The following is a 22,018-nucleotide window of genomic DNA, read 5'->3' on the forward strand; positions in this document are numbered from 1 at the left end:
GTAATATACATTATTATCAGCTGAGAGAAATCCTCTTTTCGTTCGTCTAATAAGTGAAAGAGGGTTATCTTCGGAAAGGAGGCGCTCATGGATAACGGTGCGAGCAGCTACCGCCGTTACCTGGACGGTGATGACAGCGGACTGGTAGAACTGATCCGCGATTACAAAGATGGTCTTGCCCTCTATCTTAACGGCATCACAGGCAATTTCTGTATTGCCGAAGAGATCGTTGAAGATACTTTCTTCAAGCTTGCTGCGAAAAAACCCAAGTTTTCGGGAAAGAGCTCGTTCAAGACATGGATATACGCCATTGCGCGAAATGCAGCCGTAGATCATATGAGAAAGATGCGCCGCTTTTCCGATACTCCTTCCGACGAATTTTATGATCTTTCCGATGAGCGTGACATAGAAAAGGATTACCTCAGGGAAGAACAACAGATCTCGCTCCACAGAGCTATGGAGACTCTCAATTCCGATTACAGACAGGTGCTTTACCTCACCTTCTTCGAAGAACTGAGCAATTCTGAGGCTGCTCATATCATGCACAAGAGTAACCGCCAGATAGAAAATCTCCTTTACAGAGCAAAGCTTGCGCTGAGATCAAAGCTTGAAAAGGAGGGCTTTGAGTATGAAAAACTATAACGATATAGCTGATCGTGTTTTTCGGCGCAGAGATGAGTACTTAGAAAAAAAGAAAAGGAAAAAAGCAATATTTATAAGACGTGCTTCCATTGCACTCAGCTGCTGCCTTATGATACTCGTGGGTATAGGAATCTGGAAAGCAGATGTCCTGCTCTCATTCATGCCTCCAAAGGACAGCAATCAGTACACCACCTCGGAAGCAGAAACGGCAACATCTGCAACAACTGCTGCAGCGATCACTGAGACCACTGCCGATATAACCACAACGAAAAACGCTGCCGCTACTACCGTGGCAGTAACCGAAACTACAAGGCCGACTGTCCATACAACTGCGGCCCTGTCAACAGCGGAAAGGACTTCCGCTACCACAACAAGAGGCGCTCCCTCGGGAAATAAGGATACTGCCCGTACTACCGCTTCGGGCATGGAGGTCACATCTCCATCACGTACAACGGTCACATCGGATAAGACATCATCCAATAGAACTTCCACAAGTACCCGCATCACATCATATATCATCACATCAACTTCGCGCACAACAAGTATCACACGGACCACACGAACTGCCACCAGCACTTCTGTGACCGCCCGTATAACCACTACATCTGTCAGAACTACCACTCAGAGCGCTGCGGTTGCTACGACATCAGCGGGAACGATGCCGCCGCCTGCTACCTCTATTGCATACACAACTATCACGGAAACTGCCCATACCACGGAACACTATGCTACTTTCCCGGTAGGCACGACCACCACCGGTGCCGCTGTACACACCACCACTACCACACAGGCAGCACCGACTACCGCAGAGACTACAGCAGTGACCTACAATAATTTCTATTACAATTACGTCCGTTACACCATAACAGAATGGCAATACGAAGCTGCGGATATAAACGGAGAGGAGCTGTCTCAGGGCAGGATGTATGTCGATTCCGTCAGCAGATACGTGAGATATACCGTATACAGCTACGCTGATTTCGATCCCAAGTTCCTGTGCATGGTAAAATTTGAAGATTCCGATGACGTATATATCGGCGTGAACGAAAAATTTACCGCCGAGACTGTTGCGGATTTCATAAATTCCACTAAAATATCAAAATACGCAAAACACTTCGATATGTACCTGTACGATACGGACGAGGTATACAGTGAGCTGCCAAAGGATAAGGTGATGGAGCCGTTTACAGACCTGCGGCAAGAGCTGCGGCAGCAAGACGAAAACACTGAAATGTCATGGGTCTCCATATACTTTATACTGTATGATCCATTAACATACGAAAGAATGATCAAACTAGGCGAAATCCGGATAAATCACGGCAACAATGCCACTATCTTTATGTTAGAACAGCCTCTGACATTTGATATGGAGCCTGACGCAGTCAACAAACTTATAGACGATCTGAAATAACCAAAAGTGCTCATACCGACCGCAATTTTTGGTCAGTATGAGCACTTTTTTGCATTTCCGTCATTTTGTCCACCAAATATTTATTTTATAGGTTGTTATCAATTCATATTTTATTTATAATAAAAATATAGCAATAATAGGTTGCTTAAAGGGATATATGATCTGAAGTGATCTTGTACGCACGTCAGATACATCGGTCGCAGTGCTCATGGACGTCCGGTGTTAATATATCGACTCCGAGGAATGAAGTGGAAATACTAAAAGGCCTGTTACCCCTCCCATAAATAACATATCCTGTATCAAGTATTTCCACATTTCCTTTGAGAAAAAAGTCTCCCTGCAAAGCTTTTTCACGCAAAAGCTTTTTTAAGACGAATACAAAGGCATAAAGACGGACCCTCTCCCGTCTGCCTTTGTTTTCGCCGTTCGTTATTTTATATGGGACACAGTTAATATAATGAGCTGTTTTCGGCTCAATAAAGCTCCGCACCGAAGCTTATCGGTGCTCCCTCATGTCAACAGGCCCGCAGGCGGGGAGATCTGCACTTTACTCCCCCCACCTGCATTCGGGTTTGCTGTTCCCGCGGTCTCGGTAGGATAGCTCAGGACTGCGGTTATATACAGTATCACGCAGAGATCGTATAACACACTTTACAAAGACTTTTGGGCGGTCTTTGTGATATATTGTAAGTAATTCCTTTTGCTATCCATCCTTTTGTAAGAGGGCAGATCAGAACAGTCTTATCTCCGATCAGGCGGGGGTAGGGCTGTTGCTCTTTTTACAGGTATATACCGACTATATCATCAACAGGTATGCGAAGCCCGCCGACGAAGACCAGCTGCCGCGTGGCTTCCTCTATAAGGCGCACATTCCCTGCTGCGGTGATATAAGTTCCTCCCGGTTTATGCTTATCCGGGACGAAATATGTGATCTTACAGTATGGCTCAGAGGCGATACGTGCGCCTATGAGCTGTATTTTTCTGTTCAGCTCCGCTGCGTCGTCGGCACATAGCTCCGCTTTGCAGTCGGTACGGCGTGCGGACTCGCCGATAGCGTCCTCATAGCCGTTAAGAGCCGCAAAGGGTGCAAACTGTGCTGCACGGCTGCGGCGGGACATCTGTGCCCTGCTTTCCGACACATGATGCGGCATATTTATTATATCGTCATACTGCCCTGACATAGTAAAGCCTCCCTTCCGAACGAGCTCTTTTGCATAACCATATCCCGCAGGATACCTGAATTTTCCCTATCAGCATTATTACAGCAGGTCACGCTTACGAAGGACTTAGGCCTCCGAAAGTCTATTTATAGTTTACCCCAACATTTATGCCCTGTGACCTCCTATCTGCTGATTGCGCGAACGTGCGGTGGCTCCCTCGCAGAGATTTGTTCCGCGCAGCACCGCGTTCCTGCCGTACCTCTCCTTTATATCCAGCATCGCCAGCTGAAGACTGTTCTCTCGCCTCAGCGCCGCCTCCCCGGCAGTGCGTCTGCGCTCTTCCTCCTCAAAATCGGTAAAGAAGTCCAGCTGCCGCTGTTCCTCACAGACCGTAGACTCAGGCCGCACCCCTTCGGCACATATAGTTATCCTGCGCACGGAGAGAAGAGCATCGGTAATACGGTCAAAAAGCTCCACAGCCGCCTCGGTTATCAGCTTTGACGACGACACGGGAGCAGTAAGATTGATCGTACCGTGAGCGTGTGCAGGCACATCCCTGCCGTAATGGTCGAGAACTACTTTCCCCTTGTAGCTCTGTATTATATCGTCTCTTCGCAGATTTTCCACATCATAGCCGATGGTCAGCGTAAGCTTGCCTGTCACAAGTCCTTTCCCCGCAAGGTCCAGTGAAAGCAGATCCGCCATCTCCCATGTGATAAGACGGGCGGTATCGTTGGGAGTTGCCTCCTGAAGCACCTGCCCCGAGCTTATGCTGCTGCTCTCGGGCCGATAGCCCTTTATATCAGCGATGGTACAGGGTTCCCAGCCCCATGCGTGATCTATGAGCAGCTCCGCATTCACGCCGAACATTCTGTACAGCGCACTCTCTCCGAACTCCGACGTTGACATACGCGCTATATCCCCCATAGTGAATATGCCGCTGTGCTCCAGCCTTCTCGCATAGCCTCTCCCCACCCGCCAGAAGTCCGTAAGCGGGCGATGCTCCCACATGAGGCGGCGGTAAGAAAGCTCGTCCAGCTCGGCTATACGCACTCCGTCCTTATCCGCAGGCATCTTCTTTGCGACTATATCCATCGCTATCTTGCACAGGTAAAGATTAGTTCCTATACCCGCCGTGGCAGTGATCCCCGTTGCCCTGAGCACATCCCTTATCATGATCATTGCAAGCTCATGAGCAGTCACGCCGTAGGTCTCAAGATATGGCGTCGCGTCTATTAATACCTCGTCTATGGAGTACACGTGTATATCCTCAGGAGCTACATATTTAAGGTATATCTGGTATATCCTCGTACTGTAAGCTATATAGAGCGCCATTCTCGGCACAGCCACTATGTAAGACAGCTCCAGTGAGGGATCCTTTTCCAGCTCCGATGCCAGATACGAGCTCCCTGTAAATCTGCGCCGCGGAGCCTTGTACCTGCGGACCGCATTTACATCGGCAGTCTGCGCCACGACTTCAAAAAGCCGAGGCCTCCCCGGAATACCGCAGGCCTTCAGTGAAGGAGATACCGCAAGGCATATGGTCTTGTCTGTACGGCTCTTGTCCGCCACCACCAGATTCGTGTCAAGAGGATCCAGATCTTTCTCCACACATTCCACCGAAGCATAGAATGACTTCAGATCTATTGCGATATATTGCTTTTTCACGGCGCACCTCCTCACTTATAGAACATTTGTTCTGTTTATATTATAACACTGCTTTTCTGATTTGTCAAGAGCCTCCCAAAAAAGAAAATATGTTTCCTTTTGATGCCGCTTCACGTTTTTTTACAATATTTTGCAACATATTACCATAGCATTAATATCAGACAAATATTTTCACTTCTGATTGTGCACATCTTACAAAAATCAACAACTTAAATCTTCCAATAAGCTATCGAGATAATATTGACACTTAACCCATTAAATGGTATAATTTTCATATGGGGACTGTTGCGGAAATATACATATATACCGCGATATATACACAAATACTTAATCGCACCTTCACTGCCGCTTTTACGGTGAAAAAATTCAGAAAGATACTGCAAAGGTGTAAAAAGTCCTGCTTTATTATTATTTTTTAGGGAGATGTGTAACAACATGAATCAGGATTACATTTCATTTGATCTGGGCTGCAATTTTGATTACAAACTTTTTGACTTCGTTGACCAGTATGACAAAAAGCACTCGATCACCAGCTTTTTCGGGAAGCTGAAGCACGACGGGCTCCCCGGAGGCCGTACCGCTTCTATCATTCCCGATTTTTCCTTGGATCAGCTCGCTGATTATGTAAAGGAATGTCAGAAGCGCGATATCACTTTCAATTACCTTATCAACCCGCTTTCAATGGATCAGAACGAGATCGATCCCGTTGTGGGCAAGCAGATCCGTGACTTTATCCACCAGATGTACGATATGGGCATCAGAGCCTTCACTCTCAATTCCCCTATCCTCATAAAGTACGTAAAGAGAGAGTTCAAGGACGTTTTTGTAACTCTCGGCCTTTACGCTTACCCCACAACTATCCAGCACATCGAATACTGGCGCAACTGGGGCGTTGACGAGATCACTCTCGATCACGGCTTCAACAGAAGATTCGATCTGCTCAGAAAGCTTCTCACACAGTACAAGGATACAGACCTTCATCTCCGCGTTATCGCTAACAACCTCTGTCTGAGAGAATGTCCCTTCCGTCTGGCACATGGATGCTTCGTAGGCCACTCGGATCCCGACAGGTTCTCTATGGACTATTCCCTTGTTAACTGCGCATACAAGAAGGTAACTCATCCCGCTGCTATACTTACAGCTGAATTCATCCGTCCCGAGGACGTTCATTTCTACAGAGAGCTGGCAGAGGAAACAGGCAACAAGCACTTCTCCATAAAGCTCATAGACAGAACAAGAACTACGGACTTCCTCCACAGAGTCGTAAAGAGCTACATGGAAGAATCCTATGACGGAAACCTTCTCGATATAGTAAACTGGCCTCAGGCCAAGACCATAGCTACACGCCCCGACGAAAAGGATCCTCTCCTTGCAGAAGGTGCAGGTGCTCCCGCTGGTGCTCCTATGGGTGCAGGCGGACCTCCCGCAGGTATGCCTGCCAGCGGACCTCCTCCGTGGATAATGGAAGGCAGACCTCCCAGACCCGGCGAGCCTGAGGAATGGGGAAAGGCACACGGCATCACAGCACCTCCTGCTGGTATGCCTCCCTTCGGTGCCGGCGCTCCCGCTGGTGCTCCTCCTATGGGTGCAGGCGGACCTCCCACAGGTATGCCTGCCGGTGGACCTCCTCCGTGGGTAATAGAAGGCAGACCTCCCAGGCCCGGCGAGCCTGAGGAATGGGGAAAGGCACACGGTATCACAGCACCTCCTGCTGGTATGCCGGCCGGCGGCCCTCCACCCTGGGCAGCAGGTATAAACGGTCAGCCTCCGATCGGTCCTCCTCCCGGAGCTCCCATTATGAGATGGATGGAGAGACTCAAGCCCGAGGCTATGATGAGATACGGCAGAACTATGCACCTGCCTAAGCTCTATGTGGACAACAAAAAGCTTGACGGCTTCCTTGAGCACTTCATAAACAACAATAACTGTGCAAGCTCCCTCTGCGTAAACGATATACTCGAAGAGGGACAGACTGCTCCCAATGCCTGCGCACACTGCAGCAACTGGGCAAAGAAGGTCATCTCCTACGACGAGGCTGAGGTGGCACAGTGGAAGGAGCTCTGCTCAAGCGTGCTCCAGAGTCTCGAAGACGGCTCTATCTACTTTGAACAATAATGCACATACGGAAAAAGCGCTGTACCGAGGTACAGCGCTTTTTTATGCCGAAAAAATATCCCCCCGTATATCCGGGGGGATAAAACATTTTATGGACTGGGTTCAAAACTGTTTTTACGGAATCTTCCGCCGCTTTCGATATAAACTCTGCCGTTGGCACATTCATACCAGCCTGCGGGGAATCCTGCCTTGCCCATATTTCCTGCATTATTATCTGTTCCTCCATTAACCGAATCTGGCAGGAGGATAGGTGTATCTGTGCTGAATGTCCATGTCTTTATAACATCTATTATAGCCTGATTTGACAGTGACGTACAGCCGTTGAACATATTGGTAACTGAACCACATTCCGTCATATCAGCACCCTTAAGGAAGTCGATATTTGTCAGACTGCTGCAGTTCAGGAACATTTCCTTGAACGACTGATTGTAATTGTTAGCATAAGTGAAGGAATCATCAGAAGTGCTGCTGTAAGGTCTCAAGGTCGTATCCTTAAGATTTACAACAGATTCAAGCGAAGTACAATTAGCAAACATCTGATTGAAGATATGTATGTGTTCAAGATTACTGTTGAAGGTAACATTCTTCAATGAAGTATCTCCGCTGAACATCGTTTTGAAGCTTTCACACCTCGGAAAATCGCCGTTTATTGTCACATCTGTAAGTGATGTACAGCCTGAGAACATACTAAGCGCAGTAATACAGTTATCAAAATCACTGTTTATAGTTACCGATGTCAGAGCAGGACAATTTATAAATGCTCTTTCCATTGTAGTTACGCCTGAGAAGTCAATGTCCTCAACTCCGCTTACGTCAGTAAGATTTACAAATTTATTGCCGTGGTAGAAGAGATCTTTGCAACTGCCGTCAATGAGTACTCTCGGTGATTTGCTGAACCAGTACACATCATATCCGTCCGCCTGAGTATCCGTGCGGTTCACAGCGTAGAGATATACTACATCCGGATATTCGGGATCCTCAGGATTGTTCGGATTGCGCGTTACCGATATTATAGCAGCCTTATGGATATTGCCCGCTATTTCATGATCATACAGATCATTTATTTCATAACGAACTTTCGTACTGTCGGGATTCTTCAGACATCTCTGCCACATTGCCATACCTTCATCGTAATCCACGTGTTGGAAACTTCTGAATCTTAAATATCTGTCATTACCGGTGGTATGTGCAACCCAATTCAGATTCTGTATAAAGCTGGTTTCTCCCGTATTAGTAGTATTAATTATCTTCGCAGTGGGATCAGGGTGGTTTTCCAGCTGAGCCACAAAGGTAAATACAGTATTGCCCTCATTCTCGGAGCTGAAAATAAAGTCCTTTATCTCCTGCTCGTTATTGAAGGTCTGCTCGGTAAGCTGTCCGTTTTCGTCCTCGTACTGCCAGCATTTAAATACATAGCCCGAATCCAGTATATGAAGCAGATGCTGATCCATATCGCTGGTTATCTCACCTGTGTCCGCAGACTTGGTGAATACAACATCTGCGGAAGTCTCGTCATCACCGAATACAGAGAGGTTATTGCTGTCCTGCCGCAGTGTGACATACTTCTTTATGTCGGACTTTGCTCCCTCATAGCGTATCAGGAGCTCAGCCGTCATGCCCGAACCGTCAGTGACCGTTACTGTCCTGCTTAACAGGCTGTAATCCTTGGTGTTGGGAACTTCGAGGTAATAGCTGCCTCCGTCCTCAACGATATTCACACTGTAACCGTCGCTGCCCGTATAGGTCAGGCTGCTCTTCTGCTCTGTATCCAGTATCTCTGTCTCGTCTTTGCTGTCTGTGCGGCTTACAGCTATATCATCGAGAGGTATTCTGTACGTCGATGAAGCTGCTCCCGAAACGGGAACGTAGCCGTCGTATACCGCTCTGATGCCTGTTATGTACCTGTTGGCCGCAGGGAAACGGTTATTTACAGCCGTAACATGGCTGAGTCCGTCAAAGCGTTCTATACTGTTGCGGTATTCTGCCCTGTACTGCGGTATCTCTCCCTCGGGAGCATCGCGGAGGTCGCAGTATGCTTTCCGCGAATCGGTCTGTACAGTACCTGCCGCAGGATAATAGCTGCTTATATTCGTATCATCCGTCACTGTTGCAAGGCGGCTGAACTCATAGCGTGAAACGCTTATCTCCTCGATCATATAGCAGCCCTGTGCAACCGATACCGCTGTATGTCCTGCGGTATCTCCCGCGCTGAAGCTCATGAACTCGGTGTAGCTCATGCCGTTTGCAAGAGGTGTACGGTCTGTAAGATTGTTTATTTCGGTTATCTTATAGATGAATGTAGGAGTTCCGAAGGCATCGGAATAATCTGTCCCCTCGGGGAGCAGCTTATCTATAAGGATATTCGCCATTGCACGGGGCTCTTCACATTTGCGGTAGATCTGCTGACTGCAGCTCTCCCTGTCCACTGTGAAGCTCTCCACTATGGTAGAAGCATATCCCCTGGGAGGCTCTGTCTCTATGAACTCATATGTGCCCCATACAAGACCTGTAACGTTTATCTGTCCGCTGCTGTCGGTTATAAGCTCCGTAACGGCGCCTGATGTGCTGCTGTCGGCTATTCTGTAAACGCTGCCGTCCCTGACAACGCTGCATCGCTTTGCGGTACCGTCTGAAAGCTTCTGCACAAGTCCGAACTTAGCTCCCGCAAGCTTCTTTTCCTCATGATCCTTTTCGTACTTGTCAAGAACCACACTGCCGCTTCTGGGATCGTTGTCCATAAACACACGGTTAACAGAGCTCGAGGTCTTTGCGCTCACTCTGAACTCCCTGGAGGTATCGTTCAGCTCATAGCCGGTAGGAGCACTTATCTCCTTGAAGTAATACGTACCCCATTCCAGATTGTCTATTACCTGAGTCCAGCCGTCGCTGTCGGTAACAAAGTCGTAGGAACCGCTGTGATATATTACCGTATCGTAATCCTCTTTATTGGCCAGCTCCTCATAATTACTAAGAGGAGGCGGATTCTGCTCGTCGCCGAGCTTCCTCAGCAGCGCGAATCTCGCACCCGAAAGAGGCGAACCGTCGGCGGAGCTGAGCTTCTGTATCTGAGCCTTGCCCTTCTTGCGGACGTCGTTATGCGTCATTGAGAAGTCCTTATCGGCTGCATTTGCATGAGCAGCCGCGCTCTCTGCGGTTATGGTGATTATACCCTCGCTTATTGAAGGATCGCTGCTGATATAGCCGTTCCTGTTGTTGTTTCGCTTGTATCCCGTAGGAGGAAGCTCCTCATACAGGAAGTATGTGCCGAAGGACACGTCGCCTACAGTACCCACGCCCGAAGCGTCGGTAATGAGCGTCTTTTCGGTCTTTGTCCAGTAACTGAGAGTACTTTTTCCGTCCCAGCTGTATATCTCCGACTTTGCAGCCTCCAACAGCTCATCATATGTACTGAAGCCCTCGACCTCCGAAAGCTCCTTCAGCTGATAGAGGATATATCTTGCACCTGCAAGATTTTTCTCCTGATCACTTTCATTTTCGTCATGCTTTACCAGTCTGAGCTCGGAACGTATCTGACTATTGAAGATATTGCTCACATCATTGAGCTGTCCCTCGTCAGTGAGGTCTACCATGCCGTTAGTGTCGATATTGCCGAGTCTTACCTGGAATTCCGTCATGCCTGTCGGAGCTGTGTAGCCAAGAGGTATAATTATCTCCTCCAGCATATATGTACCGACTTCAAGCTCAGAGATAAGGAATTTTCCGTCCTCGTCAGCGGTTATCACATCAGAGCCCTCTTCGTCACAGACATAGCGGTTCTGTGAGCTGTTATAAGTAACGTTCACTGTCTGTAGCTCACCGCTGTCATCGTACTTGTAAAGTCTGAAGCCTGCTCCGGCAAGGGGAAGGCCTGTGTCCTGATCGAGCTTTGTAAATTCAGCTGCTCCCACGGTATTTGCTCTGTTCCTGACATTGATTATGCCATAAATACCTTCGTTGTCCGTTACCAGCTCGGAATCGCTGGTAAACAGAGAAAGCTTCTGTCCGCCCTCTCCGTCATCTCTTATGTCGTATGTGTTCTTCAGCTGCGCCTCGCCCTTGTCATTGAAGTATATAAGGTAATACAAGGCGCAGTCTCCGTCATAGCCCTTGGGCGGATCCGTCTCTCTTATGAAGTAGAATCCCGGCGGGAGATTCAGCTCTGCAACGCCTCTGGGATCGACCTCAACGGAATCGAGAGTCTTTTTATAATACTTGTTGGTCTCCTCGTCGTAGACATTATATCTTACAGGAACTATCTCGTCCATGCTGAACTCTTCCGGAGCGAAATGATATTCCTCGGGAGACATATGATCCCTGAATGTAAGGAATTCGAATTTGGCACCGCTGAGTCCCTTGGTGCGGTGTTCGTAATCCACCTTCTTGATCTTAAGGGTATTCAGCAGCGTAAGATATGTTGAATTGCTTTCGATATAGCTGTAATCTTCCGAAATGCTGTCTCCGAAGGCTTCTACTCCCGTCATTGCAGAGAACCTGTTCAGAGCCATACAGTTGATCTTGTCATCATCTACCTCCGGAGCTGACATATTCAGATATATTGCCGAGCGGAATACATATCCACCGCTCATGCTCTCCATCGGCACCTTTGGGTCGTCCCTGGTAAGAAGAACAGCCGCAACAGCATAAACGGGCTCAGTCTCCCCTGAGGGAACTGTCCATATTCTGCCGTCCTCCGAATCCATAAGCTTCCAGCTGCTCTCTGAAGCCAGATGAGCTGTCATATCCGAAGCCTGATTCGTGCTCATGGACTTAGGCGTGAAGTATGCATTATGATCGGTAGTATAGTAGACCTTTGCGTTTGCAGGCAGATTGAGTTTGTCCACTGCCTCGCCTATGTCCACATAATTCAACTCGCCCTGCCATTTTGAGTTCTTGCCCGAGTTCTCATCCGAGTTCTCTCTGAAGTCCTCTATCTTATCCGTCAGAACTATCTCATTTACAGCTCCGTCATCACTTCCGAAGACGTTGAAGCTGAGCCTGTAGATATATTCCGAAGGCCTGTCCTCGGTGCTGCCTCTGACAGACGAACTGCGCAGATACAGGCCGTTGCTGAATTCGGTAAGGACACGCTTATCCAGCTCTGTGGTCAGTGAAATATCGGTAGTTCCAATATAGGAATCCGCATGGGACACAACAGTATCGCTGCCTCTCATGGTGCCGTTGTTCCAGCCCGCAGCAACAACGACCTTTCTGCCCGTATCCTTCAGCTTTGTGGCAGATTCCACTCTGAAGGGGCGTTCCTTGTCTATATATGGATTATCGTCCTCAACGTAAACATCATAGCTGAATTTCACAGACGTGAGCTCGCTTGCAAGGAGAGGATTTCCCGAAAAATCAAAATCTATCTCTATGGTCCTTGAACCGTCGGGATTTTCATGAAGACTGAAGGCCGTATTCTCACTGGTGAGTATGGACGAATCATATTCCGCCATGGTTCCGAAGTCAACGCCTCTGAATTGGATGGTATCTCTGAGAGACGCAAGAGTGGGATCTCTCAGCTCAACGTACTGAGGTATATTTGCAGTCAGTGTGAACTTCCTGAGAGTACCGGGGTTATCCGAAATGAGACTGCCCTCGGTAGTAACTGTTCCGTACCATCTGTCCATGCTGCTCTTGGAGTGATCGTCCCAGTGCTTGTTTCTCGCAAGAGGTGAGGTATATTCAGTCCTTGAAGATAATGAAGTCACATCGGTGCGCAGAAAGACATTTGAATAGCTTCTGCGAAGATAAGCGCCTCTTTCAAGGTCGTTTGTACGTCCGTTGACGATATCCTCTATGACCGAGTCACCGTTAACGCTGTTGCTGTAAGGAGTATCCTCAGCCGCCAGATCATAGAGATGTCCGTCCTTTTCGTAGATCATCTGCATATAGCCGTAGTTTACGACTCTTACATCAGAATCCTCGAACACGCTGTCGCTTCTGAGGAGGAGCTGGTTCTCTTCCTTATCGTGATCCAGTGTGAATTTAACATTTGCAGTAAAGGTCTTTTCGTTTACGACCTTGTCCATATCCTTTATTACGAGCCTGAAAGCGTCGCCGTTTATACGTACTGTCTGAGCGGCGTCCTTCATGGTCCTGCCCGTGACAGTGGGAGTATAGCTCTCGCCTCCGTCATTGCTCACATAGAGCACGAATTCATATCCGTCGCCCTCTGAGAAGCCTTCACCGTCACTTGCATGGAATATGCCGGCAGGAATTATAACATCTGTGAACTTATACTCATCCTTGTCAAGAACGCGCGGTTCTCCGCCGCTCTTAAGGCAGATACCGAGGGTATCGTCGCCTATTACCAGATCATATTTCACAGAATCGGGAATCTGCGTGTCACCTGCGCTGACAGCTGCATTAACTGCCTCCCTGACTCTCTCCGCAACGGTTATAAATCCTCGCGGCGCAGGACAGGGCTCAGCCTTCTTCAGTACGGATACCTTCAGCTTGAAGGGGATTATCTGACCGTTGAAGAGATTTCCCGAGAGGAGCTTCTTGGAGTTGTTATCTCCGGGATCGGTGTGGTTCTTGTTTTCGTATTTGTCATTGCTCTTTGCAAAGGTTATCTTTGACGCATCATAGAACTGATCGCCGTAATCGGGGATCTCAACGACGGTCACGTCCGTTACCTCTCCTGTATTTTCGTATATTGTCCTTGCAGTAGCACTTTTGTACTCAGGAGTATTCTCATCGTTGAACACTGTTCTTGTGATGCCTGTGAATCTGAGGATATTATTCTCCTCATTCTCACTGTCTATCTTAGTCCTGAGGACTCCCACGCGGTAGTCCCTGCTGTAGCTGTTTATGTCGCCCTTCCTGTTCTTGTACTCATAGAAGCCGAGACGCTCCACGCCGTCGATGGTCTGTGTAGTCAGCTCGACAGGCCTTCCGCTGCTGTCAAGAACGGTAATATCCGCAGGGTCCATTCCTGCGGGAATGTCCAGAGCGATAAATAGGTCTGAATCGTGTATTCCTCTTGCTTTCTTTTCCTGATCCACCCTGACATTGAAGTTGTACCAGGAATACCTGTTGTTGAGGTCCTCCGCCTGAAGTGCGGTAACGGGCTTTCCCGTAACGTCTATATTCAGCTCGTCGTGCTCGGAGAAATACCTGAATATAAGACTGTTTGTATCAACGGGCTCGCCGTCGAACTCCAGCACGGGAATGCCGGCCTGAGCACTGCCCGTTGCAGGGACACCTGTGATGGGATTGCCGTTGGTATCTGTTTTCCTGTGTCCCTCCTGATCGACCTCATAATAAGTATCGGTCTCATCATCGTAATAAAGTCTTGCTCCCTCTTCCGTGCGGTAATATCTGCCGTCAAAGAGGTAGCCGTACATGGGATCGCTGTCATCTTCGGGGATTATGCCCAGGAGCACGCCGTCGCTTCCGATACGTGCATACCTGCCTGCGCTGTCTCTGAGGTAGCCATCGTCATCAATGATGTTATCGTTTTCGTCCAGACGCTGTCCTTCGGGATCCCTCTTGTACCTGTTTATCTCATATGAAGCCTCTATGGTCCTCATGAACTCAACGAGCTCGTCGTTTTCGTTCTCCTCGAGGGCTACGGCGTCACGGGAATTTATCTCCCAGTGGAGAGTGGTGAGGACCTGCTTGTTTATGGGCTTTTTATTCACGAGCATATAACTGTTTCTGTCAATGCCCTCTGCAACTATCATCCAGTTTTCCGAAAAAACAGGATCGTCCTCAACGATGGTGAGCACGCCGTTTCTTTTCAGATTGGCAAGGCTCGATATATTGAGTATGAACTCTCCGGGCATGAGAGCCTGATTATTGGCATTCTTGATATTGATTCCCATGTAGATATACTCAAGCTTGCTCTGTGTCTCGTGTATATAGTATGGATCCTCGGCATTTCCCGAGTTATCGTCCTTACGCCAGATTATACTGGCAGAATACTTGTCAGCCTCATTTTCCGTCTCGGCCGCAAAGCCTCTCAGAGCCTCTGCCAGACCGCCGCTGCCCAGTATCATGGATATGCAGAGCAGCATTGAAACAACTTTTATAAGGATGCTTCTGTTCTTTTCCGTCATCATTCTCCCCCCCTTCGAGAGATCTCAATTATGTCAGCTCAGAAAACCGTTCCATGCGGCGGCATAGTCCGCATAGGTCTTTTCCTGACCGTTTTCCTCGTAAACGCAGTCCACCGACTCCGCATAGACTGTCAGGTCTGCGGCTTCGGGAGCGTCGCCTGTATGTATCATTACACTTTTGAACAGATCGGCGGTCTTTTCGCCGACCTTCACGGGCTTTTTGTAATAATAATATCCCCTGAGCTTCTCGCTGCTGTCGTCATCGGGAACGAATATCCAGTCTCCATCCTGACTGTTCAGCATATTCACAAAGCTCTGTGTATGTATGATCTTTCCGTTATCCTCCGATGAAGTGTCCGCGGAAAGCCCTGCATCCCTTACGGCGCTGTAATAGTTTACGCCGTCCGCTGAGTAGAAGGACTCCGCCGCCGCCGCAGAATCGGGAAGATCCGCATATACTCTCACATAGCAGTCCACATTGCCAGTATTTGCAATGCCGACTTCCTTGGTGTAGTAATTGTTCGCATTGCTTTCAAGATCCGACGGCTTCGGAAAATTTTCAGTGACTGCTATCTTGTCGTGAGCCACCTCCACAGTATTTTCGGCATCATCGGAAGCTCCGAGATACGCCATTATGCCGCCTGCCGCCGCAAGCACCGCAAGCAGGACAGCCGAGCCTGTAAAGACTTTTCTTTTTTTCATTTCCTGCCTCCGATCAGTTCTGTTTATTCAGGCATATATCGAATATATCCTTCAGATTCTGTACTGTAAGGCCGCTGCCGTCATCGGGAAGACCGCTGACTCCGCTTATGCTGTCCGCCTGTATGCCGTAAGCATTTACGGGAACGGTAAGCTCCGAGCCGCCCGGCACCTCTTCTTCTATAAAGCTTCTCAGTGCAAATTCATCAAAAAGGCAGACCGTTTCATCTCCCGGGGAGATCTTGCTGCTGTAACCGAAAACATAGGAAGCACTGTCCGAGGACTCCGTCCTGCTGAGGAATACCCAGCCGTCGTTCTCTACGGCAGCCCTGTAACTGAAATTATCACTTCCGCTGACAGCAGTACCGCTGCTGCCCGCATAAAAACCGAAAAGCTCACGAGGAGCCTTTGGACCTGCGGGAACGCCGTTTTCAAGGAGAGTGACCTCTCCCTTCGGCACCTTCACCTCAAGGAACACGAACTCGTCGTTTTTGCCTGTATTCTTCACCTTAGGATCCTTGCTGAGCCTTATATCCGCCCTTGCGAGCTGACCGCCGGTGAAATTCTCTTCCCTGAGCTCAAGGTCTACATTTCCCACTGTGAAAACGTTGGTTTTTGTATCGCTGTCGGTAAAATAGGCAACAGCTGCACTGACGGCTATCAGCATAACGCCTGCCGCAGAAGCTGCTATGAGCTTTTTCTTATCCATCTGCCTATCCTCCGTTTCCGTCATTTTTTCTTTCCCTTCTTTTTATCGGGTATGACCATTCCGATGAGTATGAACGCCGCCAGCGAAGCCGCTGCGGCAATAAGGCCGTGAGTGGTATGCACGAAGCCTATGAAGTAACCTACCGCAGGTATCGAGAATATGGTCCTGCCGATGAAGTTCCTGCTTGTTACGGGATCCGTATCCTCGGTATTATTCGCGTCGCCCTTGGTGCTGATGCCCTCATCGGTCACTCTGACCGCACGGTGAGTCACCAGAGTGCTGTCACCTGCCTTGAAGGCTATGATGTCGCCTTTTTTTACTTTTGAGAAGGAAGCATGATGATTTACCACGCATATGCTACCGACCTTTATAGCAGGCTCCATAGAGCCCGACACCACGGCATAAGGTCTTATCCCTGCCACCCAGAGCACAGCCGTGACAGCTCCCAGAGCTATCAGCGCCGTTGCAATGAGGTTATATACACTCCTGAGTATCCTTACGGCAAGCTTCTGCTGCTTTTTTTCTTCCATTACGCTCCTTCTCCCGAGCCGCTGAGAAATGCCCAGACGCTTTCGGGCTCCGAAGCCGAATCAGCACCGAGATACTCTGTCTGAATACCTCTTGCATTGACTCTTATGCTTACGGACTTGTTTTCTATGAAGGGCTCCGTGTCCGCCTCGCTCTCGCGGGCATTGCAGAACCTGACCGCGTCGAACAGCTTTCCCGTTACCTCATCGGGAGCAACTGTCTCCATAGAAGCGGCATCTGCACCTGTATAGGCATATATATACCTGAATACCTTGTTTTCCTCGTCCTTTACGGGAGTACCCGTCATTGCTGTCCAGCCGCTGTTAACGAGCTGAGCCTCTGTCTCAGTAGTGTCATAGCTTCCGCCGCTGACGAACTTCACCACAGGCAGGGACTTCTTGGCAGCCCCCGTACCGTCGGAGTTTTCGGTGACCAGCTCATCGTAATAGGGAACAATAACCTCTGCAAACACAAAAGCGTCAACATCGCCCTTGTTCCTTATCTGCGGATCCTTGGGCAGCTCCTCATTGGGCACGACCTTGTCGTGGCTGCTGCTCCAGCTTGGTTCCTCCAGCATTATATCGAATTTTCCTGACCTGAATCTGTTGGACACCTCGTCCGAGGACGAGAGCATAGCCGACATAGCCGCAATAAGCAGCAAAACGCCTGCGGAAACAATGAGCAGGATCCTTTTTTTAGGCGACATAAACTCCCCTCCTTTGCGAATATCCTATGGTCGGAATTGCATTATTATCCTATCATATTATACCATCTTTTTTTTATATAATCAAGAAAACAGCCACATTTAAAATAAAGAATTACCTTTTGTACAAGTGCCGCCGCCTCGGTTTATGAAAGTCGCACAAATAATCTTTTACATTCATTTACCAGCAGGAATTTTTGTGGAACAATTTACACTGCGCCCTCCTGATACCGTATATACAAAACAACAGGCCGCCGCTGCATAGTATTGCAGCGGCGGCCTGAGGGTATGCTGTTATTCATTCAAATCGTCCTATGCTCACCAGCTGAGCCGTAAAGTTCTGACACTTCGGACAAAAGGTCACGGAGCCTCTTGTCTTTCTCAGGAGAGATGAATGACAGGCAGGACATTCATGACGGAACTCCACGGACATATTGAATTCGTTCCTGTGCATATACATCTCCTTTGCTATCTGGACGGAGAACTGTCTGCACTCCATGCACTGATAGAGATCGGTATCACAGTTTATAACGATATTGTCCCTTTCATTCCTGACCAGCTGGCGTATGCTTTCGCCGTACTTTCCGTAAAGAGCGGCGCTTCTGAGCTCCTCCTCAGCTTCCTCGGTACGTTTATGATAGTCCTTTGTCATGATTCTGCCGCCTGTGAAGAACTCCTCCTCATAGCCGCAGTTATCGCATTTGTACTTGTATGATGTTCCCATAGTCACCGCCCCCTTATCGTTTTACTCTATATTATCACAAGTTCAGTGAAAAAGTCAAGTATAATGTGTTGACATTTATGGCGGAATGTGTTATAATCAGGCCTGCATCTTAGAAGGGACAGGTGAGATCAATGGAAATACGTCATATAAATCCCGGCGACGACCTTGCTGCAGTCAGTGAGGTCTACGAAAAAAGCTGGAAATACGCCTACAGGAATATTATCCCTGATGAGTACCTTGACAGCATACCCGCGGGAAAATGGATAAATGGCATAAATAAAAACGGAAGGACGGACATTATCGCCCTTGACGGCGGAAAAATCATCGGTGCGGCAAGCTTCTGCCCCTCCCGCTGGGAAAAATTCGGCAGCTGCGGCGAGATAGTTTCCGTATATCTTCTGCCCGAGTATACAGGCAGAGGCATTGGCTCGGAGCTTCTCAGGGAGTGTATAAGAGAGCTTGAATGGCTGGGCTACAGGAGCATACTGCTCTGGGTGCTTGAAGGGAACGTTCCCGCAAGGCGCTTCTACGAAAAGCACGGTTTTGTTGACACTGGCGACTCAATGGACGACAATATCGGCGGCAGAGATCTCCGTGAAATAATGTACATCCGCAGAGAATGAAAAGCAGCCTGTGAAGCTCACGAAGCAGACCAGATATGAACAAAAAGTAAACAAAACAACGCATTTCAGGCAAAAAAACTGCATTTCATGCAAAGACTATTGAAATTGACACGGAAATATATTATTATAATTATGTTGCTTGTGATGAGCAGCAAAAAGAACGCACCATGCATATATAACCATCTCAAAACATAAACAGTAACATCCTAATCACTATCCCCATGTATGGCTGCGAATCTTTTCTACCTTCACAAAGGACGTTTGTTATCTTGGCTCCTTTGTGTTTCCTCACTTGAAAAACAGACTCTGCCGCGGGTCTGTTTTTTACTTTATACGCATTAAAAAATCCGAAAGCGATCATATAACGACCGCTTTCGGTTTTTTTTGCTTATGAAGTTATTCTTCTTCCATATGCTCTTCCATGTATTCAAATGCGTCCTCGAATATCTCTTCCTCAAAGCCTGCCGACTCCTCCAGCTCAAAATCCTCGGTGTATACAGCATACTCCCCTGTCTGAGAGTTGAAAACGAGATAATCGAAGCAGCCTGTGAGACCTGCAAGGATAACATACTCCACCCCGTCGATCGGATCAAGCTTATAACCCTTTCTCAGAGCGTCAAGGCTGAGTATGAACTTATGCCCAAATTCGCTTCCATTTGAGATCTTAACCCAGTTTCTGTACTCCTGCGGCAGCTTCATGCCGTTCTCGGCTTCCCATCTGCACAGAGCCTCCTCGTCAGCAGGGGGCTCCAGAACTATGTTCATCTTGGGGAGCGGCCCGTCGCCCGCAAATTCCAGAAGCCTGTCATACATAGGTCTCAGAGGATTGTTCCTGCTTTCCTCAAGAAGCAGCCTGTACTTTTCCGAATTTGCCAGTTCCTTTTCAAGGTGCTTTATCACAGGCTCCAGCACCTCTTCCGCAAGATCCTTTACGGGCTGATATTTGCAGCGCTCATACTCTATAAAGACCTGCCCGGAAAAGACATCAAAATAGAGACAGTGATGATTTATCCAGCCGAAGCATGACTTGAATGGTATCTTCTTTTTCAGCATATTAAGCTGATTGACAGTAAAGCACTGCTCAAGATCGCGTTCCGTATCAAAGGACTCTATCCTGAAATATCCCACCGTAGAAGAGTAATCCACCGTGAAACCATTTGCAACGGTGAGAATGTCAATGTATTCACTGGGAAGAGAGATATTATACTTTTTTTTCCACTCCTCAAGCTTCTCATGGGATACAGGCTTACCTGCAGCGCAGTACCACCATCTGGCTTTTTTCTGTATCTCCTCAGAAAGCTCAATTATACGTGACATTTTTTCTTTAATGAGCTTGTTTTCAGTGCTTTTCTTCGTCATAATCGAACTAATCTTATCTATCAGACTCATAAAATGTCCTCATCCGTTTATTGAAAATATTACTATCACTTGTTATAGCCGTCGGGATTGTTTTTCTGCCAGTTCCACGAATCACGGCACATATCCTCAAGGGTTTTCCCGGTCTTCCAGCCCAGCACCCTGAGAGCCTTGTCCGCATTGGCGTAGCATTCAGCAAGGTCACCCGCGCGTCTTGCGCCGTAAACATGGTTTACCTTTATATTATTGACCTTCTCAAAGGTGTCAACTATCTCGGTAACACTGTAAGGAACACCTGTGCCAAGGTTGAAGATCTCCACGCATCTGTCATTTGAAAGTATATAATCTATAGCCTTGACGTGTCCCTTTGCAAGATCCACAACATGGATATAGTCACGGGTGCAGGTGCCGTCGTGTGTGGGATAGTCATTGCCGAATATAGTCAGGCATTCTCTCTTTCCCACAGCAACCTGTGAAACATAGGGCATAAGGTTATTGGGTATGCCCTGAGGATCCTCGCCGATAAGTCCCGATTCGTGAGCACCGATGGGATTGAAGTATCTGAGAAGTATCACGGAGAGCTTCTTATCTGCCGCGGCAGCGTCTTCAAAGATCTGCTCCATCATAGCCTTTGTCCAGCCGTAGGGATTTGTGCAGACACCGCGCTTCATGGTCTCTGTATATGGAACGGGATTTTCCTCTCCGTAAACCGTAGCGCTTGAAGAAAAGATGATATTCTTTACATTGAATTTCTCCATAGTTTCAAGCAGAGAAAGTGTCGTATCAATATTATTGCGGTAATACATCACAGGCTTCTGAACGGACTCGCCTACAGCCTTAAGGCCTGCAAAATGGATAACAGCGTCGATGTTGTTTTCGCTGAATATCTCCTCAAGCTTCTTATTGTCTCTTATGTCCGTTTCGTATAGCTTTACAGACTTTCCCGTGATCTTCTCAACTCTTTGTACAGCTTCGGGAGAGCTGTTGTAGAAGTTGTCAGCAATGATCACCTCATAGCCTGCATTAATAAGCTCTACAGCGGTATGGGTACCTATATAGCCAGCACCGCCTGCAAGAAATATCTTTGCCATATTTTTACACCTCTTATTTCTATGGATTTATATACTGATCGCCGCGGATCAGATCTTAACATATAGTAAAAAGACCACTTCCGAATGAAAGTGGTCTTAATGGCTCCCCCTGCCCGGCTCGAACGGGCGACAACTCGGTTAACAGCCGAGTGCTCTACCGACTGAGCTAAGGAGGAATATATGTGTCGGCACTGATCTAATTTCCCGGGCCGTCGCCAGCCAAGTATCATCGACGTGAATGAGCTTAACTTCCGTGTTCGGAATGGGAACGGGTGTGACCTCATTGCCATAAGCACCGACTATTTAAAGTGACCCGTACCAGAATCGAACTGGTGTTACCGGCGTGAGAGGCCGGTGTCTTAACCGCTTGACCAACGGGCCAAAAAATTGGTGCACCATCGGGGACTCGAACCCAGGACCCACTGATTAAGAGTCAGTTGCTCTACCAACTGAGCTAATGGTGCATTTCAAACTGCTTAACTATTATATCACATTTAAAAGGATTTGTCAAGCGATTTTTTATTTTTTT

At 48.1% G+C, this 22,018-nt stretch carries 14 protein-coding genes, 3 tRNA genes and 1 rRNA gene; 4 read left to right on the top strand and 14 right to left on the bottom strand.

Annotation, left to right across the window (positions count from 1 at the left end):
• Window positions 1-87 precede the first annotated feature (87 nt).
• Window positions 88-642, top strand: coding sequence for an RNA polymerase sigma factor (locus tag RF007C_RS03965; RefSeq protein ID WP_019678930.1), 555 nt, complete (start codon window positions 88-90; stop codon window positions 640-642).
• Window positions 629-2,053, top strand: coding sequence for a hypothetical protein (locus RF007C_RS03970; protein WP_037297458.1), 1,425 nt, complete (start codon window positions 629-631; stop codon window positions 2,051-2,053). Before RF007C_RS03965 ends, RF007C_RS03970 begins: the two co-directional genes overlap by 14 nt.
• Window positions 2,054-2,832: 779 nt before the next feature.
• Here RF007C_RS03970 and RF007C_RS03975 read toward each other — a convergent pair.
• Window positions 2,833-3,234, bottom strand: coding sequence for a hypothetical protein (locus tag RF007C_RS03975; RefSeq protein WP_037297459.1), 402 nt, complete (start codon window positions 3,232-3,234; stop codon window positions 2,833-2,835).
• Between the two features lie 144 nt (window positions 3,235-3,378).
• Window positions 3,379-4,881 carry a DNA methylase gene (locus tag RF007C_RS03980; protein ID WP_037297461.1) on the bottom strand — a complete coding sequence of 501 codons (1,503 nt, stop codon included), beginning with the start codon at window positions 4,879-4,881 and terminating at the stop codon, window positions 3,379-3,381.
• A gap of 435 nt (window positions 4,882-5,316) precedes the next feature.
• Here RF007C_RS03980 and RF007C_RS03985 point away from each other — a divergent pair, with 435 nt between their 5' ends.
• Entirely contained in the window at window positions 5,317-6,996 is a 1,680-nt protein-coding gene (locus RF007C_RS03985; protein ID WP_037297463.1) for a hypothetical protein, read from the top strand.
• A gap of 89 nt (window positions 6,997-7,085) precedes the next feature.
• Here RF007C_RS03985 and RF007C_RS03990 read toward each other — a convergent pair whose 3' ends face one another.
• From RF007C_RS03990 to RF007C_RS04015, 6 genes are all read right to left on the bottom strand, one after another.
• Window positions 7,086-15,059: a SpaA isopeptide-forming pilin-related protein gene (locus RF007C_RS03990; protein ID WP_082316685.1), complete on the bottom strand. Its 7,974-nt coding sequence runs from the start codon at window positions 15,057-15,059 to the stop codon at window positions 7,086-7,088.
• 30 nt (window positions 15,060-15,089) lie between these two features.
• Window positions 15,090-15,758, bottom strand: a complete 669-nt coding sequence (locus RF007C_RS03995) for a hypothetical protein (RefSeq protein WP_037297467.1) — start codon at window positions 15,756-15,758, stop codon at window positions 15,090-15,092.
• A gap of 13 nt (window positions 15,759-15,771) precedes the next feature.
• The gene (locus RF007C_RS04000) at window positions 15,772-16,464 is read right to left on the bottom strand and encodes a SipW-dependent-type signal peptide-containing protein (protein WP_037297470.1); all 693 of its coding nucleotides are present in this window, start codon (window positions 16,462-16,464) and stop codon (window positions 15,772-15,774) included.
• A gap of 20 nt (window positions 16,465-16,484) precedes the next feature.
• Window positions 16,485-16,994: a signal peptidase I gene (locus RF007C_RS04005; protein WP_051456505.1), complete on the bottom strand. Its 510-nt coding sequence runs from the start codon at window positions 16,992-16,994 to the stop codon at window positions 16,485-16,487.
• Window positions 16,994-17,698, bottom strand: a complete 705-nt coding sequence (locus RF007C_RS04010) for a hypothetical protein (protein ID WP_037297471.1) — start codon at window positions 17,696-17,698, stop codon at window positions 16,994-16,996. The genes RF007C_RS04005 and RF007C_RS04010 overlap by 1 nt, the downstream gene beginning before the upstream one ends.
• 295 nt (window positions 17,699-17,993) lie before the next feature.
• Window positions 17,994-18,419 carry a hypothetical protein gene (locus tag RF007C_RS04015; RefSeq protein ID WP_019678921.1) on the bottom strand — a complete coding sequence of 142 codons (426 nt, stop codon included), beginning with the start codon at window positions 18,417-18,419 and terminating at the stop codon, window positions 17,994-17,996.
• 131 nt (window positions 18,420-18,550) lie between these two features.
• Between RF007C_RS04015 and RF007C_RS04020 the strand changes: the two genes are divergently transcribed.
• Window positions 18,551-19,042 (top strand): GNAT family N-acetyltransferase, encoded by a 492-nt coding sequence (locus RF007C_RS04020; RefSeq protein WP_037297473.1) that lies wholly within the window; start codon window positions 18,551-18,553, stop codon window positions 19,040-19,042.
• 396 nt (window positions 19,043-19,438) lie between these two features.
• Here the strand turns inward: RF007C_RS04020 and RF007C_RS04025 are convergent, their stop codons facing one another.
• From RF007C_RS04025 to RF007C_RS04050, 6 genes are all read right to left on the bottom strand, one after another.
• Window positions 19,439-20,431, bottom strand: coding sequence for an SMI1/KNR4 family protein (locus RF007C_RS04025; protein WP_037297476.1), 993 nt, complete (start codon window positions 20,429-20,431; stop codon window positions 19,439-19,441).
• Window positions 20,432-20,466: 35 nt separating this feature from the next.
• Complete coding sequence (gene galE, locus RF007C_RS04030; RefSeq protein WP_037297478.1) at window positions 20,467-21,489, bottom strand: UDP-glucose 4-epimerase GalE; 1,023 nt, start codon at window positions 21,487-21,489, stop codon at window positions 20,467-20,469.
• Between the two features lie 100 nt (window positions 21,490-21,589).
• Window positions 21,590-21,665, bottom strand: a tRNA-Asn gene (locus RF007C_RS04035).
• 7 nt (window positions 21,666-21,672) lie between these two features.
• A 5S ribosomal RNA gene (gene rrf / locus RF007C_RS04040) occupies window positions 21,673-21,789 on the bottom strand.
• Window positions 21,790-21,798: 9 nt separating this feature from the next.
• Window positions 21,799-21,870 (bottom strand) — tRNA-Glu (locus RF007C_RS04045).
• A 7-nt stretch (window positions 21,871-21,877) separates the two neighbouring features.
• Window positions 21,878-21,953 (bottom strand) — tRNA-Lys (locus RF007C_RS04050).
• Window positions 21,954-22,018 lie beyond the last annotated feature (65 nt).

It is taken from the genome of Ruminococcus flavefaciens 007c (assembly GCF_000571935.1).
Taxonomy (GTDB): domain Bacteria; phylum Bacillota; class Clostridia; order Oscillospirales; family Ruminococcaceae; genus Ruminococcus; species Ruminococcus flavefaciens_F.